5 protein-coding genes are annotated in these 18,874 nt (G+C 71.7%); all 5 read right to left on the reverse strand.

All coding sequences use genetic code 11. The annotated features are described in order from the left end of the window. Positions 1-98 precede the first annotated feature (98 nt). The 5 genes from gspE to purL all read right to left on the reverse strand — a co-directional run bounded on the left by gspE (position 99) and on the right by purL (position 18,599). Positions 99-1,829 (reverse strand): type II secretion system ATPase GspE, encoded by a 1,731-nt coding sequence (gene gspE / locus AC1PLR_RS17955; RefSeq protein ID WP_420007944.1) that lies wholly within the window; start codon positions 1,827-1,829, stop codon positions 99-101. Positions 1,830-2,106: 277 nt separating this feature from the next. Then, a complete protein-coding gene (locus AC1PLR_RS17960) occupies positions 2,107-4,002 on the reverse strand; it encodes a S8 family serine peptidase (protein WP_019799990.1) in 1,896 nt (631 codons plus the stop codon). 156 nt (positions 4,003-4,158) lie between these two features. Further along, a complete protein-coding gene (locus AC1PLR_RS17965; protein ID WP_481101857.1) occupies positions 4,159-12,387 on the reverse strand; it encodes an ESPR-type extended signal peptide-containing protein in 8,229 nt (2,742 codons plus the stop codon). A gap of 685 nt (positions 12,388-13,072) precedes the next feature. Beyond that, positions 13,073-14,044: an IS110 family RNA-guided transposase gene (locus tag AC1PLR_RS17970; protein WP_481101059.1), complete on the reverse strand. Its 972-nt coding sequence runs from the start codon at positions 14,042-14,044 to the stop codon at positions 13,073-13,075. 523 nt (positions 14,045-14,567) lie between these two features. Then, on the reverse strand, positions 14,568-18,599 hold the full coding sequence (gene purL / locus AC1PLR_RS17975) for a phosphoribosylformylglycinamidine synthase (RefSeq protein ID WP_481101858.1): 4,032 nt from the start codon (positions 18,597-18,599) through the stop codon (positions 14,568-14,570). Positions 18,600-18,874 lie beyond the last annotated feature (275 nt).

The raw sequence follows: 18,874 nt of genomic DNA on the forward strand, positions 1-18,874 counted from the left end.
GGAGAGCGCATCGCGCGCGGCCGGTGCGTTCCCGAACACGGGCAGCCCGCGCATGGCCAGGCGACACGCCTCCACAGCCGGAGCGCACGCCGCGCGCATCAGGTTTCCTCCGTCACGCGCAGCACTTCCTCGATCGTGGTCTGGCCGCTGAGCGCCTTGGCCAGGCCGTCTTCGTACATGGTGCGCATGCCGGCCTCGCGCGCCAGTTGCTCGATCTCGCCCATGCCGGCGTGGCGCATCACCGCACGGCGCAGCACGTCGTTCATCACCAGGAATTCCATGATGGTGGTGCGGCCCACGTAGCCGGTCGGCGCGATCGCCGAGGGCCGCGGGCGGTACAGGAAGATCTCGCCTTCAGGCTGCAGCCGGCGCAGCTCGAACTTCTCGATCTCCTCCGGCGAGGCCGCATAGCGCTCGGCATGGGTCGGCTCCAGCCGCCGCACCAGGCGCTGGGCGAGGATGCCGTTGATGGTGGAGGTCAGCAGGTAGTCCTCCACGCCCATGTCGAGCAGGCGGGTGATGCCGCCGGCAGCGTTGTTGGTGTGCAGCGTGGACAGCACCAGGTGACCGGTCAGCGCGGACTGGATGGCGATGCGCGCCGTCTCCAGGTCGCGCATTTCGCCGATCATGATGATGTCCGGGTCCTGGCGCACGATGCTGCGCAGCGCATGCGAGAAATCCAGGCCGATCTGCGGCTTGGCCTGGATCTGGTTGATGCCTTCGATCTGGTATTCGACCGGATCCTCGACGGTGATGATCTTGACGTCGGCGGTGTTGAGCTGGCTCAGCGCGGTGTACAGCGTGGTGGTCTTGCCCGAGCCGGTGGGGCCGGTGACCAGCAGGATGCCGTGCGGCTGCTCCAGCACCTTGCGGAACTGCGGCAGGAACGCGTCGGTGAAGCCGAGCCGGTGGAAGTCGAACACCACGGTCTCGCGGTCGAGCAGACGCATCACCACGCTCTCGCCGTGCGCGGTGGGCACGGTGCTCACGCGCAGGTCCAGCTCCTTGCCCTGCACCCGCAGCATGATGCGGCCGTCCTGCGGCAGGCGGCGCTCGGCGATGTTGAGCTTGGCCATGATCTTGACGCGGCTGATCACTGCCGCGGTCAGGTTCGCCGGCGGGCTCTCACCGTCGATCAGCACGCCGTCGACGCGGTAGCGCACCTTCAGCCGGCTCTCGAACGGTTCGATGTGGATGTCCGAGGCGCGCAGTTCCACCGCGCGCTGGATCACCAGGTTGACCAGGCGGATCACCGGCGCCTCGGAAGCCAGGTCGCGCAGGTGCTCGATGTCGTCGGCGGCGACGCTGTCGCCGTCGGCGGTTTCCACGATCGCGCCCATCGCGCTGCGGCCCTGGCCGAACCAGCGCTCGATCAGGTCGTCGATCTCCGAGCGCAGGCCGACCCGCGGCAGCACCTGCAGGCCGGTGGCCAGGCGCACCGCGTCGGCGGCATAGGCGTCGTGCGGATCGGCCATCCACAGTTCCAGCACGCCGTCGTGTTCGCCCAGCGGGCACACATGAAATTGCTTGAGGAAGCGCAGCGACAGCGGTTGCGCCTCGGGCAGGCTCTCCGGCGCGGTGGCCGGCAGCTGCTTGGCGTCGAGCAGCGGCAGGCCCAGGACCTCGGCGCTGAGTTCGGCATGGTCGCGCTCGGAGACCAGGCCCAGGCGCGCCAGCAGCGCCAGCAGTCCGCCGCCGGATTCGCGCTGCAGTTGCCGCGCGCGCGCCAGGTCGCCGTCCTTGAGCCGGCCCTTGGCCAGCAACGCCGCGATGATGCGGGTTTCGGGCGTCTCCACGGCGACGGCAGTGTCCTTCACGAGCGCATTCACGCGATCCCTCCCAGATGACCGTGCGACTTTAGCAGTTCGGCATGACCCGACGCCGAATCCGGCGCGCGCCGGCGTCGCTGTCTACCGGCGGCCAGGACGTCGGCGCTGGCAGGACGCGCCGCCGTCATCGGCCTGACATTCCGGCAGGCGATGGTGGACGGTTAGGCGCCGGCCACCGGAGCCGCGACTGCGGCCTGTGCGCCTGCTGCAGACGCAGGAAACCCGGCCGGAGCCGGGTTTCCTGGGACACCATGGCGCCTCCCTGCGCCGCGTGCGCTTACTGGCGCGCGACTAGGCTGACGCCGCTGTAGGTGCTCTCGCCGACCAGCTTGATGTAGTAGGTGCCGGCCTGCGGCGCGGTGAAGCGCACCGTCTCGTTGTTGCCCGGACGGGTCGACTTGGCGTCGGCATTGCCGGTGCCCGGCTCCTTGCCGAAGCTCACGTACATCGACACGTTGCCGCTGCCGCCGTAGGTGAGGAAGCTCAGCACCGCGCCGGCCTTGGCCTCGAAGCTGTACAGCGCCTCGTTGCCGGCGGCACCGGCCAGGCCCGCCACCGCCACCTTGTTGGTCAGCGCGGTCGCCGTCGGCGCGCACTGCTCGGTGGCCGGATCGCACGGCTCTTCCAGCGCCTTGTCCAGCGCGGCCTTGGCATCGACGATGCCGGTGCCGATCGGGGTGCTGGACGGGATCGACACCGGGAACGGACGCGCGGTCTGCTTGAGCAAGGTCTCCAGCGCAGCCGGGGTCAGCGGCGCCTTGCCCGCGGCGATCAGCGCGCTCTGCACCAGCGCCGCCACCGCGGCCACGTGCGGCGAGGCCATCGAGGTGCCGCCCATGCCCATGTAGGTGTAGTTGCCGGAGGTCGGCGTGGTCGCGCCGGTGTAGCCGTTCTGCCAGACATAGCCGCCCGGGTTGCCGTCGACGCTGCCGCCGCCGCCCGGACCGGACAGGTCCACCTTGGCGCCGTAGTTGGAGTAGTAGGTGATGCCGCCGGTGATGCGGGTGGCACCGACCGCGATCACGTTGTCGCAGCTGGCCGGGCTGAAGTTGGCGGCATTGGCGGTGTTGTTGCCGGCGGCCACCACCACCGTGGTGCCGCGCGAGACCGCGCCGTTGATCGCGTCCTGGGTGACGCTGTCGCAGGCACCGCCGCCGCCCAGGCTCATGTTGATGACCTCGGCCGGGTTCTGGTTGGCCGGCACGCCGGACACGGTGCCGCCCGAGGCCCAGATGATGGCGTCGGCGATGTCGGAGGTGTAGCCGCCGCACTTGCCGAGCACGCGCACCGGCAGCACGGTGGCGTTGGGCGCCACGCCGGCCATGCCGACGCCGTTGTTGGTCGCCTCGGCGACGGTGCCGGCGACGTGGCTGCCGTGCCAGGAACTGTCGTCGGCGACGGAGCCGGCGTAGCACTCGTTGTCGTTCTCCACCCAGTCGCCGTAGTCCAGCGCGCCCGGCACGCGGTCGTCGGTCGCACGCCGCGAGGTCGCCGCGTCGGAAATGAAGTCGTAGCCCTGCAGCAGGTTCACCGCCACGTCCGGGTGGTTCGGCAGGATGCCGGTGTCGAGCACCGCCACCACCACGCCGTCGCCCTTGGACACGTCCCACGCGGCCGGCGCGTTGATGCCGCCGTTGGCGTTGCTGTAGTGCCACTGGTACTGCGCGTACAGCGGGTCGTTGGGCACGAACTGCGGCTGCACCTGCGCCTTGGCCCGCAGCACCTCGACCGGGCGCAGCTTGGCGTCGACCTGCGCGTACTTCACCGCCGGGTCGGCGGCGATCTCGGCCACCACCTTGTCCAGGTCGGCCTTGCTCAGCTTGCCGGTCAGGCGGATCAGGTCCGCGCCGATGCCCAGGGTGCGCACGTACTCGGCGCGCACGCTGGCCGCGGCCGCGCGCGAGATGCCGTTGCCGCCGCCGAGGCTGGCGCGGCCCACCGCCGACTGCACCGCCGATAGCTTGGCGCTGCGGTCGCTGGCCGCGGCGCTGCCGGCGTTGTAGCGCACCAGGATGCGGTTGGAGGTCACCGCATCGGCCGGCGCGGAGGTGCCCGGTTCCTTGACCGGCAGCGGTGCCGAAGCGCCGGCCGCGATCGCGCTCGAGGCTCCCAGCGACATCGCCAGCATGGCGGCGGCGATGGCATTGATACGAAGGTTTTGCTTGTCGATCACGTTGACGTCCTCTTCAAAGTTTCGTGGATCAGGCGACAGTTGCGGCCGTAAAACTCCCTTTTCCGAATCCGTTGGCCGGCCCAGCCAAGGTCCTGTGGTCTGCCCCCTCAGGCCATTGCGTAGCGGACGGCGGCAGCTGCCGCCGTCCGCGATGGATCACCAGCCGAAACCGGCACCGATGCCAATCGAGCTGTCGTCACTGCTGAAGGCACCGCCGATGGTCACCGTGGCGCGGTCGCTAAAGGCGCGCTGGTAGCCCACCGACAGCGCCGACTCGCCGTTCTGGAAGCCGATGCCGGCACCGACGCGGTTCTGGGTGCGGATACCGGCGGCGCTGGTGGCCATGTTGAGCATGGCCGCGCTCATCGCGCCCTGGCGATCGATGCGGCGGTCCTGGTCGCGCAACCGGGCATCGACGTCGCCGCGCAGCACCTCGAAGCTGTCGGCCATGGTGCCGAAGCGCGCATCGGTGTACGACTTGGCCGTAGCCACGCCGTTGTCGAGCTGGCTCTTGTTGACCGCATCGGTGGCCTGGGTGCCGGCGGCGACGTTGGCGAGCTGGCGCTCGTTGCCGGCGCTGCCGATCGAGACCGTCTGCGCACGATCGGCCACCGACCCCTGCCCCAGGGCGACCGCGCCCTGCGCGGTGGCGCTGGCGCCCTGGCCGAGGGCGGTGCCCGAGGCCGCGCTGACGCTGGCGCCCTCGCCCATCGCCACCGCGTTGGTCGCCACCGCCGCGATGTGGCTGTTGGCGCCCACCGCGGTGCTGCCGTCGGCATTGACCTTGGCGTTGCTGCCGATCGCGGTGTCGTTGGCGCCATGCGCGTAGGCGCTGCCGCCGATCGCGGTGCCGGTGACGTCGTTGGCGCGCGCGGCGGTCCCCACCGCCGTGGCGCTGGAGGCCACCGCCGTGCTTTCGCCGACCTGGGCGGTGCCGATGCTGCCGGACACCGACGCGGTCGTGGTCGTGGCCGTCGCCGCGGTCTCGGTTGCTGTCGCCGGCGCCGCCTCGGTGGCCTGCGCGGCCACCGCACTGGTGCCGACCACGCGCGCGCTGCGTGCCGCGGTGGCGCTGCCACCGGTGCGCGCATCCAGTTCGCTGACCTTGCCGTCCAGCGCCGCCAGCGCCGCGCCGACGTTGTTGTAGCTGGCGCCCTGGATCACGTACGTCGGCGCCACGAACAGGCCTTGCGCGCCGAGTCCGGCGCCGCCGCCCAGGAACGTGGCCATGTTGCTCAGCGACTGGTACAGCTGGCCACCGTTGATCGCGTCGGTGCTACCGGAGGCGACGCTGCCGGCGGTCAGGTTGACGATGCGCCGGGTGGCCGGGCCGCCGCGGCCGTTGCCGCTGCCCAGCGACACGGTGTCGGCCTCGTACACCCGCGAGCCGGCACCGAGCGCGACTGCGTTGTCCGCGGATACGCCGGCATTGGCGCCGAGCGCGACGCCGTTGCTGCCGCTGTTGCGGACGAAGCTGTTGTAGCCCATCGCCACGCCGTTCTCGCCGATCGCGTTGGTCTGCAGGCCGATCGCGGTGCTGCGCGCACCGGTCGCCGAGCTGCCGGCACCGGTGGCGGTGGCACCGGCGCCAGCGGCGACGGAACCCACGCCCAGCGCGGAACTGCGCAGGCCGCTGGCGGTGGCGCCGGCACCGGCCGCGGTGCTGTCCACGCCGCTGGCGCTGGCCACCGCGGTGCCGGAACTCTGGAAGCGCGCACTGGTGTCGCCGGCGGCGGTGGCCACCGCGTCCAGCTGCGCCTTGTTCACCGCATCGGTGGCGTTGACCGCCGCGCCGACGTTGGTGATGCGGCGCGTGGCCGGCGCAGTGACGCCGTTGCCGCCACCCACCGACACCACGTTGGCTTCGCTGGTGCGCGCGCCCGAGCCCAGGGCGACGCTGCCGGCGCCGCTGGCCGAAGCGTTGATGCCCAGCGCCGTGGCATTGGTGCCGCCATAGGCGAAGGCGTTCTGGCCGATCGCGGTGCCGCCCTGTGCGGTGGCCCAGGCGAACTGGCCGACCGAGGTGGTCTGCGCCGCGGTGGCCCAGGCCGAGGCGCCGAGCGCGGTCGCATCCTCGCCGGTGGCGCGGGCGCTGTAACCCAGCGCCGCGGCGTAGGCGCCGGAGGCGGTGCTGCCCCAGCCCAGCGCCGAGGCGTAGTTGCCCGCCGCGGCCGCGCCGTAACCGAACGCGCTGGTCCGGGTGCCGCTGGCGGCGCTGAAGGCACCGACCGCAGTGCTGTAGTCGCTGCCGGCCGTCGCCTTGTAGCCGTCGGCCGTGGCCTGCAGGCCGCTGGCGATGGCGCCGGCGCCACTGGCGCTGCTGAATGTGCCGCTGGCCTGCGCGCCCGCGCCCAGCGCGGTGGCGCCGGCGGCGCTGGCGGTGGTGGTGCCGTCAAGCAGCACGTTGCCGGACGCGTCGGTGTAATACAGCGAGCCGCCGATCGCGGTGCTGGATTCGCCGGTGGCGGTGGCGTTATAGCCGGACGCGGTGGCGTAGCGGGCGCCGGCCAGCGCGCCGCTGCCGAACGCCGAGGCACCGGTGCCGTAGGCGTTGCTGGCCTCGCCGGCGGCGGTGGCGTAGGTGCCTTCCACGTAGCTGCCGACATCGTCGGCCGGGTCGCTGCCGCCGCTCGCCTTGAACTGCTTGCCAGTGGCATCGGCGGACTGCTTCACCTCGTTCAGTTGCGCCACGTTGACCGCATCGGTGGCCTCGGTGCCGGCGGCGACGCTGGTGATCTGCCGCTCCTTGCCGGCGCTGCCCACCGAGACGGTGTTGTCGCGCGCCGCCTCGGAGTTCGCACCCAGCGCCACGCTGTTGACGCCGGATGCATAGGCGCCGTAGCCGAACGCACTGGCGCTGTCGGCGCTGGCGTAGCTGAGGCTGCCGAGCGCGCTGCTGAAGTCCGCGGTGGCACCGGCGCCGGCACCGAACGCGGCGCTGTTGGCGCCCGAGGCTTCGGCCGGGATCAGGCCGAAGAACGAGGTACCGCCGACCGCCACGCTCTCCTCGCCGGAGGCCACGCTGTACTCGCCCACCGCCACGCTGCTGCTGCCGGAAGCGGTGGAGGACACGCCGACTGCGGTGCCGTAGCTGCCCGAGGCGAGTGCGCCGTAACCCAGCGCCGAGGACAGATAGCCCGTGGCCTCGCTGTAGCCGCCCAGGGCGGTGGCGCCGATGCCCGACGCAGCGCTGCGGAAGCCAGTGGCCGTGGCCTGGTTGTCCGAGGCCACCGCTTCGTTGCCGGTGGCGGTGGAATAGGTGCCGCTGGCCTGCGCGCCGGCGCCGCTGGCGGTGGCGCCGATCTCGCTGGCCTGGGCGTTGCTGCCGATGGCGATGCTGCTCTCGCCCGACGCCTGGCTGGCGTTGCCCAGCGCGACCGCATCGACACCGCTGGAGACGGCGTTGAAGCCGATCGCGGTCGCCCCGGCGGCCACCGCATTGGCGCCGCCACCGAGCGCAGTGGCACCGTCGGCGGTAGCGTTGGCGGCCTCGCCGGCGGCCAGCGCATTGTCGCCGTCGACCAGGGCGCCGGCATCGCTGTCGGCGCTGCCACTGGCCTGGAAGTACTTGCTGGTCGCTGCCGCGGCCTGCTTCACCGCATCCAGTTGGGCGACGTTGACCGCATCCGTGGCCTCGGTGCCGGCGGCGACGTTGGTGATCTGCCGCTCCTGCCCGGCACTGCCCACCGACACGCTGTAGGCGCGGTCGGCGACCGCCCCGGCGCCCAGCGCCACCGCATTGGACGCCGTCGTCTCGCTGCCGGCGCCGATGCTGATCGCGCTTTCCGCATCGGCCACGGTGTTGGTGCCGATGGCGATGGTGTTGACCTGGTTGCCCAGCGCCTGGAAGCCCAGCGCCACGCTGTAGTTGCCGTAGCCGAACGCGCCGCGGCCGACCGCGGTGGCGCTCAGGCCCGGCGCCCAGCTGTTGAAGCCGATCGAGGTGGCGCCGCTGCCGCTGGCCCACGCCCCGGTGCCGAACGCCGACGCGTTGGCGCCGGTGGCCCAGGCCGAGGTGCCGAATGCCGAGGCGCCATCGGCCGTGGCCCAGGCGTAGGCGCCGACCGCGCTGGCGTCCTCGCCGCTGGCCCAGGCGTTGTCGCCCTGCGCCAGGCTGTAGTTGCCGGTCGCGCGCGCCTTGTAGCCGCCGGCGGTGCTGTGGTCGCCGGTGGCCTGCGCGCCGTAGCCGGTGGCGGTGGCGACGCTGCCGGTGGCCTGCGCGCCCGCGCCGAGCGCGGTGGCGTTCTCGCCGGCATTGGCACCGATCAGCACCGGCTTGCCGTCGGCATCGACGATCGGCTGGTTGTACTGGTCGTAGGCCTGGCCGCGGCCGCCGATGGCGGTGCCGCCGGTGCCGCCAGCCGTGCTGCCGTTGCCCAGCGCGACCGCGTCATCGCCCATCGCCGCGGCACCGCTGCCGAACGCCGCCGCACCGCTGCCGTAGGCATTGGCCGCATCGCCAGCGGCCAGCGCGCCGGCGCCGTCGGCATAGGCGCCGACCGTGCCGTCGCCGCCATGCGCGAAGAACTTGGAGGTGCCTTCGGCGGTGGCGCGCACCGCATCCAGTTGCGCGAGGTTGACCGCATCGGTGGACTGCGTGCCCGCGGCGACATTGACGATCTGCCGCTCGCTGCCGGCATCGCCGACCGAGACCGTGTTGGCCCGACGCGCCACCGAGTTCGCACCCAGCGCCACGCTGTCGGCGGCCAGCGCGGTGCTGTAGTAACCCACCGCGGTGCTGTTGGCGCCGCTGGCCCAGGACTGCGCGCCCAGCGCGCTGGCGTAGTCGCCCGGCGCGTAGGCGAAGTAGCCCAGCGCGGTGCTCTGCAGGCCAGAGGCCTCGGTCATGCTGCCGTTGGCGGTGGAGTCGTCGCCCGAGGCGATCGCGCCGGCGCCGAACGCGGCCGCGTTGGCACCGCTGGCCTGGGTCTGCACGAACAGGCCCAGGCCCGGGATCAGGTCGGCCGGACCGCCGACCGCCACGCTGCTGGTGCCGGTGGCCGCACTCTGCGTGCCGACCGCCGTGGCGTAGTCGCCGGTGGCATTGGCCACCGCACCGAACGCCGATGCCTGCGCGCCGCCGGCGTAGGCGCCCACGCCCACCGCCGAGGCGGCGAAACCGCTGGCATCGGCGCTGGCGCCCAGCGCGGTACCGCCCACCCCGGCGCTGGTGGCGCCGGTGTCCACCGCCACCCCGCTCTTGGTGATCAGCGGATCGCCGTTGGCGTCCACCGCCACCCCGCCGACCGCCACCGCCGCCGGCCCGGTGGCCTGCGCGTTGGTGCCGAAGGCGGCGCTGTTCTGCCCGGCCGCGACCGCGCCGCTGCCCACCGCGGTCGCCCCGCTGTTGAGCGCATCGGCGCCGGCGCCGAGCGCGGTGCTGCCGTTGCCGATGGCATTGGCGGCCTCGCCGGCGGCGAGCGCGTCGTCGCCTTCGACGTAGGCGCCGGCATCGCTGTTGCCGGCGCTGGCCTGCAGGTACTTGCCGGCCTCCTGCAGCTGCGCCACGTTGACCGCGTCGGTGGCTTCGGTACCCGCGGCGACGCTGGTGATCTGCCGGGTCAGGCCGTTGCCCACGTCGCCGACCGAGACGCTGTTGTCGCGGTTCGCGTAGGAATACGCGCCAAGCGCGACCGCGCTGGACGCCGAGCGATCCTGCGCATCCGCGACCCAGCTGCTGACCCGCGCGCCGTAGCCGATCGCGGTCGCGTCGGCGCCATTGGCCGCACTGTTGGCACCGAGCGCGGTGCTGCTGTCATGGAACGTGGAGGTCACCGCATCGGCGCCGAGCGCCACGCTGTTGGCGTTCCACGCGGTGGCTGCCTGGCCGATCGCCACCCCGCCCTCGCCCGCGGACAGCGCATAGGCGCCGAGCGAGACGGTGTGCGGCGCGAACGAACCGGCGCTGTGGCCGATCGCCACCGAGTCGGCGGTGCCGTTCTCCAGGTTCGGGAACACATTGGCGTTGTAGCCCATGGCGATCGCGTAATCGCCCTGGCTCTCCGCGCCTGCCCCCAGCGCCACGCTGCCGACGCCGGTGGCGGCGGTGATGCCGACGCTGTTGCCGGCACTCGCCGCGGCGGTGCTGACGCCACCGATCGCCACGCTGTCGGTCCCGCTGGCCAGCGAGTTCATGCCCATCGCCACGGTGCTGGTCGCGGTCGCCCGCGCGCCGATGCCGGCCGCGGTGGCGTAATCGCCGGCCGCGCGCGAGGCATAGCCCACCGCCGTGCCCAGGTCGCCGGCCACTTCGGACAGGCCGCCGACCGCGGTGGCGCCATCCTTGAAGGTCTGCGCGTGGTAGCCCAGCGCGGTGCTCTGCACGCCGCTGGCCGAGGTGCCGGTGCCGACCGCGGTGCTCAGCGGATCCAGCGCCTGCGCGCCGCCGCCGACCGCGGTCGCGGCCACGCCGAGCGCCTGGGTGGTCTGTTCGCGGCTGCCGACGATGAAGCCGTTCTCGTCGTACTCGTACACCGTCGCGGTGCTGCCGATCGCCGTGGCCGAGGTGCCGACCGCGGTGGCATCGGTACCGACCGCGCTGGCGTGGTCGCCGCTGGCGACCGCGCCGCTGCCCAGCGCCGCGGCGCCGAGGCCGGCGGCGGTGCTGGTGGAACCGATGGCGGTGGTGTAGTCGCCATCGGCCAGCGCGTCGGCACCGGCGGCGGTGGCCTGCTGACCCTGCGCCAGCGCAGTGCCGTCGCCGCTGCCGGCGAACAGCCGCGCGGTGCCGTCGGCCACCTGCTTGACCGCGTCGAGCTGGTCGAGGTTCACCGCGTCGGTGCCCTCGGTGCCGGCGGCGACGTTGGCGATCTGCCGCTCCTTGCCGGCGCTGCCGACCGAGACGGTGTCGGCGCGATCGGCGACCGATCCCTGGCCGAGCGCGACGCTGCCGCTGGCCGCGGCCTTGGCGCCGTAGCCCAGCGCGGTGGAATCGTCGGCCTGCGCCCAGGACGCAGCACCGAACGCGGCGCTGGAGGCGCCGTCGGCCGAACTCAGCCAGCCGACCGAGGTGGAGAAGTCGCCATTGGCCCAGGCGCCGGCGCCGAACGCGCTGCCGCCTTCGCCCTGCGCCTCGGTGGTGAACAGGCCGAGCACGCTGCCGCCGACGGCGGTGCTGGACACGCCGCTGGCGAGACTGGAAAAGCCCACCGCCACGGCGTCGCCGCCGCTGGCGTTGGCGCCGTAGCCGAACGCGGAGGCGAAGTCGCCGCCGGCCTGGCTGAAGCCACCGGTGGCGGTCGCGGCCAGCCCGGTCGCGGCGGCGGAGAAGCCGGTGGCGGTGCTCTGCGTGCCGTCGGCACGCGCGGCGGTGCCCAGCGCGGTGGAGAACGCGCCATTGGCCTGCGCACCGGCGCCGAATGCGCTGGCGCCCTGCGCGGCCGCGGTGGTGGTGCCTTCCAGCAGCACCTCGCCGTTGTCGTCGACGATCGACAGCGCACCGCCGACCGCGGTCGCCGACGCACCGACGGCGGTGGCGTTGCTGCCGACTGCAGTGGCGTTGCCGCCCACCGTCGTGGCGCCGCTGCCGAGCGCGCTGGCACCGTTGCCGATGGCGTTGGCGCCTTCGCCGGCGGCGATCGCATTGGCGCCCTCGACATAGGCGCCGGCATCGCTGGCGTCGCTGCCGCTGGACTGGAAGTACTTGGCGGTGGTGTCGGCGGTCTGCTTGACCGCGTCCAGCTGCGCCACGTTGACCGCATCGGTGGCCTCGGTGCCGGCGGCCACGTTGGTGATCTGGCGTTCGCCGCCGGTCTTGCCGACCGACACGCTGTCGTCGCGGTCGGCCACCGCGTCGGCGCCCAGCGCCACGCTGTTGCGGCCCTGCGCGACCGCGCTGTTGCCCAGCGCGGTGCTGTTGAAGCCGCTGGCGCTGGAGAAACCGCCGACCGCAGTGGCGTACTCGCCCGTCGCATCGGCGGCCACGCCGACCGCGGCGCTGGCGGCGCCGGAGGCGATGCTCTCGGCGCCGAGCGCGGTCGCGCCATCGCCGCTGGCGGTGCTGTAGTAGCCAAGCGCGCTGGCCTCCACGCCGCTGGCGTCGCTGAGGGTGCCGCTGGCCACGCTGCCGTCGCCGCTGGCGTTGCTGGCCGCGCCGGTCGCGGTGCTCTGTGCGCCGCTGGCGTTGCTCTCGGCACCGACCGCGGTGGCGTAGTCGCCGCTGGCATTGGCGTTGTCGCCGATCTGCACGGCCTGCGCCTGGGCGCTGCCGGGAAGGGCGCCGGCGCCCAGCGCCAGGGCGATCGCGCCGGCCAGGGCCAGGCCGTGTGCGCGTGCGGCACGGCGATCGCGGACGACCGCGCCGCGGGCATCGCCGCTGGCCAGTTCCGATGCCACCACCCACATCCCCAACGCGTTGTTCCAGACCTTGCGATAAATCCGATTCATCGACGACTGCTCCTCAATTCGGCTGGTTTTTGGTCAAAAAGCCACCCTCGCCCGGCGTTCCGGCCGGCCGACCCCCTGTCGGTTTTTTAGGTGCCGCACGTCCCAACCGGGACGCGAGAGGCTCACGCCTGTCGCTGCTCGGAGCTGTAGATGAACCGAGGTGGAATGCGGAACTGACTCGAGTGTTAACCCGGCCTTTCAAGTACGTCAAGTTTTTGACTTAACGCGACACACGCCGTGACACAGACCGCGAATTCAGGCTCGTTTCGTTAATTTTTCGATAAATATCAATGAAAACAACCCACTCGCGCCAACTTTTCGGCACGGACCTTGCCAGTCTTGACACACGGCGGTCGGGGCGATTTCGTTTATCGTCAAGGACTTGACGCAAACGTGTGGTAAGTGCGCCAGGAGCTGCACAGTCGAGGTACGCGATCGCGCCAGACGGACGCGAATGGCGCCGATTGCGCGAAACAGGCGCCCGTGGTCACACGGCGGCGCGACCCCGGGGGCGGACGGCGGAATGGATGCGGCCGCAGTGCGACCATGCAGCCCGGAGCGCCAGGTGGGCGCACGCCACCGGCTTGTTCACCGTGACGGTGGCGCAGGCACACGCACGCGACCGCCCTGACGGCAGCGCGCGCGGGACAAAACCCTGCAGTTTTCGTAGATACCGTCTTCCCCTCTAACAGGCAAGGGCCTTTTGAGGGAGGAAGGGCGTGCGGGATTTGAGCACGCCGTAGGCGATATGCAGCAGCTTGCGCATGGCGGCGCAGATGATCTGCTTGTTGGCCTTGCCGCGTTCGCGCAGGCGTTGTTTGAGCGCGCGCACGACCGGGTTGTGGGTCATGGCGACCAAGGCCGGCAGGAACAGGCCGGCGCGCAGGCGTGGGGAGCCGGTGCGGGAGATGCAGACCTGGCCCTGGCGCTTACCCGACTCCTGCAGCCGTGGATTCAACCCGGCAAAGGCAGTCACCGCCGAGGCGTGAGAGAAGCGCTCCACGTTGCCAAGCTCCGCCAGCAACAACGCTGCGCTCCTGTGGGCAATCCCGTCGATGCTGACCAGCAGCTCGCGCTGCCCGCGCAGGGTCGGATCCTGGTCGATTTGGTCGTCAATGGCCCGTTCGATCTGGGCGATGCTCGCCTGGAGCTGGCTGATGATCTCCAGCAGCGAGTCGCGCACCACCGGCGCGGCGACATCCAGGCGATTGCGCTCCATCTGCAGCATCTGCAGCAGGTCGTCCCGGCGGCGCACCAGCGCCTTGAGATGCTTGAGGGCCGGCGGATCGGGCTGCCACGGCCGCAATTGCGACGCATGGCGCAGGCCATAGCTGGCGATCAGCTTGGCGTCGCTCCGGTCGGTCTTGACCCGAGTCAGCTGGCTGCGCGCATACAGCGCCGTCTGCGCCGGGTTGAGGACACACACCCGGTAGCCCAAGGCGTGCACGAACTCGGCCAGCGCCTCGTGGTAGGTGCCGGTGGCTTCCATCACGATCCAGCTGTCCGCCTGCGCGTGGGTCTGCAGCCACGTGCGTAGGGTCTGGAACCCCGTGGGATCGTTCGCAAGCTTGGCTTTGGTGCGGTACTTGCCGTTGGCCAGATCGATGGCCAGATCGAAACTGTGTTTGGCGACGTCGATACCGACGACTGGGGACATGGGGAATTCCTCCATCGTAGGGTGAACACGATCACCGCTGCGCCCGGTCCTGCCTTGTGGATGCGAGTTCACGCCAGCGGCGGACTCTGGATACCGTACGGACACCGATGGGCCAGCATGCGCAATGCGGGAGCCAATCTACAATGCAAGCTCGTGGCTTTAGGAGCGACTGGGCTTCCCGCACTGCTCCGATGATCAGTCGGAAGACATAACGCCGCGGGGGCCTCATGTCCAGATACAAGGAGCGGCTTCAGCCGCGACCGGGCACGGTCAGATCGTCCGAAGACGGGATTTGCCGAAGACACCCATCTCGACGCACAGAAAACTTCGCAGCGTGGCCCGGCGAACCGCCGGTCTGTCGCGGCCGGACACGGTCCTGCGTCGGGACTGAAGTCCCTCCCACATGGGACGCAGCGACGCGCGACCCGGCGCGTCGACGCTCGATCGGACTGGGCGACACCACGCCGTCGCCGTCGCGCAGGCGCGTCGCCATCGCGGCGAGCGCGCCAGGGGCAACGCCGCGTCAGCCCACCCACACCCGCGCGTTGCGGAACATGCGCAGCCACGGCGATGCGTCCGGCCACTCGGCCGGATGCCAGCTGAGGTTGAGCGAGCGCAGGGTGCGTTCCGGGTGCGGCATCAGGATCGTCACCCGGCCGTCGTCGCTGGTCAGGCCGGTGATGCCGTCGGGCGAGCCGTTCGGGTTCAGCGGGTACTGCGTGGCGACGGCGCCATGGCCGTCGACGAAGCGCAGCGCCACCCGCGCGGCGGCCTGGTCCACGGCAGTATCGAACTCGGCGCGGCCTTCGCCGTGCGCCACCGCCACCGGGATCCGCGAGCCGGCCATGCCGCGCAGGAAGATCGACGGCGATTCCACCACTTCCAGCAGGCTGGTGCGCGCCTCGAACTGCTCGCTGCGGTTGCGCAGGAAGCGCGGCCAGTGCTCGGCACCGGGAATGATGTCCTTGAGCTGGCTGAGCATCTGGCAGCCGTTGCACACGCCCAGGGCGAAGGTATCCGGACGCGCGAAGAACGCGGCGAAGGCATCGCGCAGCGCCGGCCGCTCCAGGATCGAGGTGGCCCAGCCGCGGCCGGCACCGAGCACGTCGCCGTAGCTGAAGCCGCCGCAGGCGGCCAGGCCCACGAAGTCGGCCAGGTCGACGCGGCCAGCGATGAGGTCGCTCATGTGCACGTCGAAGGCGCGGAACCCGGCGCGCTCGAACGCATTGGCCATCTCGATCTGGCCGTTGACGCCCTGCTCGCGCAGGATCGCCACCTTCGGCCGCTGGCCGCTGGCGACGAACGGCGCGGCGATGTCCTCGGCCGGGTCGAAGGCCAGCTTCGGCTTCAGCCCGGGCGCGGCGAAATCGCGCGCCAGCGCGCGCTCTTCGGCGGCGCTGTCGGGGTTGTCGCGCAGCGTCTGCATGGCGTGGGTCACCGACCACCAAGCATCGAACAGCTCGTCCCAACGCCATTCGGCCAGGGTCTTGCCGCCCAGGGCCACGCGCACCGCCGCGGCGGTGCTGGGGCGGGCGATGCGCTGCGCGCACTCGGTCAGCGCATGGCGCTCGACCAGGTCGGCGAACGCGGCGCGGTCTTCCTTGGCGACCTGCACCACCGCGCCCAATTCCTCGTTGAACAGGCTGCGGAACGGATCGTCGCCCCAGGCATCGAGGGTGATGTCCAGGCCCTGGCGCGAGGCGAACGCCATCTCGCACAGCGCGGCGAACGCGCCGCCATCGCTGCGGTCGTGATAGGCCAGCAGCATGCCGGCCTCGCGCGCATCGCGGATCAGCTCGAAGAACGCACGCAGCCGCTGCGGATCGTCCAAATCCGGCACCGCGCCGCCGAACGCCGGCAGCGCACCGTCGCCATGCACCTGCGCCAGCACCGAACCGCCCAGGCGCTGCTTGCCGCCGCCCAGCCCGATCAGCCACAACTCGCTCTCGGCCTCGCGCGCCAGCAACGGCGTCAACTGCGCCCGCGCATCGGCGACGGGCGCGAAGGCGGAGACGATGAGGGAGACGGGCGAGACGCTTTTGTGCGTGGCGCTCGCGCCGGGAGTGGGGAGTGGGAATTCGGGATTCGCAGAAGCGCTCTCCCCAATCCCCAATCCCGAATCCCGAATCCCGGCCACACCCCACTGCGCCTGCATCGACAGCGAGTCCTTGCCCACCGGGATGCTCAGGTCCAGCTGCGGGCACAGCTCCATGCCCACCGCCTTGACCGCGGCGTACAGGCGCGCGTCCTCGCCGTCGTGGTTGGCCGCGGCCATCCAGTTCGCCGACAGCTTGACCTGGTCCAGCGCCTGCACCGGCGCCGCGCACAGGTTGGTGATGGCTTCACCCACCGCCATGCGCGCGGCCGCGGCGGCGTCGAGCAGGGCCAGCGGGGTGCGCTCGCCGATCGCCATCGCCTCGCCGGCGTGGGTATCGAAGCCGGCCAGGGTGATCGCGCAATCGGCCAGCGGCAACTGCCAGGGACCGATCATCTGCTCGCGCGCGGTCAGGCCACCGACGCTGCGGTCGCCGATGGTGACCAGGAAGCTCTTCGCCGCCACCGTCGGATGGGCCAGCACGCGCAGCCCGGCCTCGCGCAGGTCCAGCGCATCGGTGTCCAGCTCCGGCCAGCGCGGCGCCGGCGGCTGCCGGGTGTCGCGGTGCATCTTCGGCGGCTTGCCGAAGAGCACGTCCATGGGCAGATCGATGGGGTGCTGGGAATGGGGAGTGGGGAATGGGGAATGGGCAACAGCGGAGTCGGCCGGCTTTTCACCATTCCCGATTCCCGATTCTCCATTCCCACCGCCGAGCACCCCGTAACCCACGACGAGCCGTTCCTCGGCGGTCGCCACACCCACAGCGGCGAACGGGCAGCGCTCGCGCTCGCAGATCGCGGCGAATTCGGCCAGGCGCGCCTGCGGCACGCCGAGCACGTAGCGCTCCTGCGATTCGTTGCACCAAAGCTGCATCGGCGACAGCGAGGGGTCGTCGCTGGGCACGCGGTCCAGGTCGATGAGGCCGCCGACGCTGGAATCGTGCAGCAGTTCGGGAATGGCGTTGGACAGGCCGCCGGCGCCGACGTCGTGGAACCAGCGGATCGGGTTGTCCGTGCCCAGCGCCACGCAGCGGTCGATGACCTCCTGCACGCGCCGCTCCATCTCCGGGTTGTCGCGCTGCACGCTGGCGAAATCCAGGTCCTCGGCGCTGTCGCCGGAGGCCACCGAACTGGCCGCGCCGCCGCCCAGGCCGATCAGCATCGCCGGGCCGCCGAGCACGATCACCGCATCGCCAGGCTGCAGCGGGATCTTCTCCACCTGCACGCGGTCGATCGCGCCCAGGCCGCCGGCCAGCATGATCGGCTTGTCGTAGGCGCGGGTCAGGTCCTGCGTCTCCGGCAGCTCGAAGCTGCGGAAATAGCCGAGCAGGTTGGGCCGGCCGAATTCGTTGTTGAACGCGGCGCCGCCGAGCGGGCCGTCCAGCATGATTTCCAGCGCCGGCGCCATGCGCGGGTTGAGCGGACGCGCGCCCTCCCAGGGCTGCGGCAGGCTGGGAATGCGCAGGTGCGAGACGCTGAAGCCGGTGAGGCCGGCCTTGGGCTTGCCGCCGCGGCCGGTGGCGCCCTCGTCGCGGATCTCGCCGCCGGCGCCGGTGGAGGCGCCCGGGAACGGCGCGATCGCGGTCGGGTGGTTGTGGGTCTCGACCTTGATGCAGAACGCCGACGGCGTCACCGCCTCGCTGCGGTACTCGCCGCTGGTCGGATCCGGGCGGTAGCGCGCGGCCGGGTGCCCTTCCACCACCGCCGCATTGTCGCTGTACGCGCTGAGCGTGTGCTGCGGGGTCTGCTGGTGGGTGTGCTTGATCATCCGGAACAGCGAGCGGTCCTGCTCCTTGCCGTCGATGGTCCAGCTGGCGTTGAAGATCTTGTGCCGGCAGTGCTCGGAATTGGCCTGCGCGAACATCATCAGTTCCACGTCGGCCGGATCGCGGCCGAGTTCGCCGAAGCGCTGGCGCAGGTAGTCGATCTCGTCCTGGGCCAGGGCCAGGCCCAGGCGCGCATTGGCCGCTTCCAGCTGGTCCAGCGGGATACGCTCGACCTCGCCGCGCGCCGGCGCCTGGAACAGCGCCTGCGCCTGCGCGGCATCGTCCAGCAGCGACTGCGTCATCGGATCGTGCAGCAGCTTGGCCAGCGCGGCCTGGTCGGCCGGCGCCTGCGGCCAGCCGGCCAGGTCCAGGCGGGTACCGCGCTCGACCCGGCGGATCGCCAGCCCGGCGCCGCGCACCAGTTCGGTGGCCTTGCTCGACCATGGCGAGCGCGTGCCCAGTCGCGGCACCACGTAGCGCGAGCAGGTGCCCGCGTCGGCCGGCGCCGGCGCGTCCTGCGCCTGCAGGATGCGCCGCGCCGCGACCAGGTCGAGCGACCCGGCGTTCTCGCCGTCGATGAAGTAGACGTGCCAGGCGCCGGCGATGCGCACGCCGGGAACGAGGGACTGCAGGCGGGTTTCGAGCCGAGCGCGACGGAACGGCGAAAGGGCGGGAGCGCCCTCGAGGACGATCATGTCCGGGGAACCGTGTGAGGAAACGGGCTGGCTATTGTAAGCCGGGATTGGGGATTCGGGATTTGGGATTGGTAAAGGCGGCGCTCCGTGCACGGGTGTGCTCCCGGTAACGCCTTGACGATGGACACGTGGCGGGGTTGCGGGGTCGAGCGCGGCGGTCGCCGCGTCCCGGCTGGCGTCCTCGCCATCGGACGCGCTGACGGCGTCCTGCTCGCAGTAGACGTCTAAATCAGCAGCCCGCATCCGCAAGCGGGGCGTCTGCGCAAGGAGATTCG

Source organism: Xanthomonas sp. NCPPB 3570 (assembly GCF_056725115.1).

Excerpts from the sequence above, each read along its gene's own strand:
- purL (WP_481101858.1), bottom strand. The coding sequence starts at position 18,599 with ATGATCGTCCTCGAGGGCGCTCCCGCCCTTTCGCCGTTCCGTCGCGCT.
- AC1PLR_RS17965 (WP_481101857.1), bottom strand. The coding sequence starts at position 12,387 with ATGAATCGGATTTATCGCAAGGTCTGGAACAACGCGTTGGGGATGTGG.
- AC1PLR_RS17970 (WP_481101059.1), bottom strand. The coding sequence starts at position 14,044 with ATGTCCCCAGTCGTCGGTATCGACGTCGCCAAACACAGTTTCGATCTG.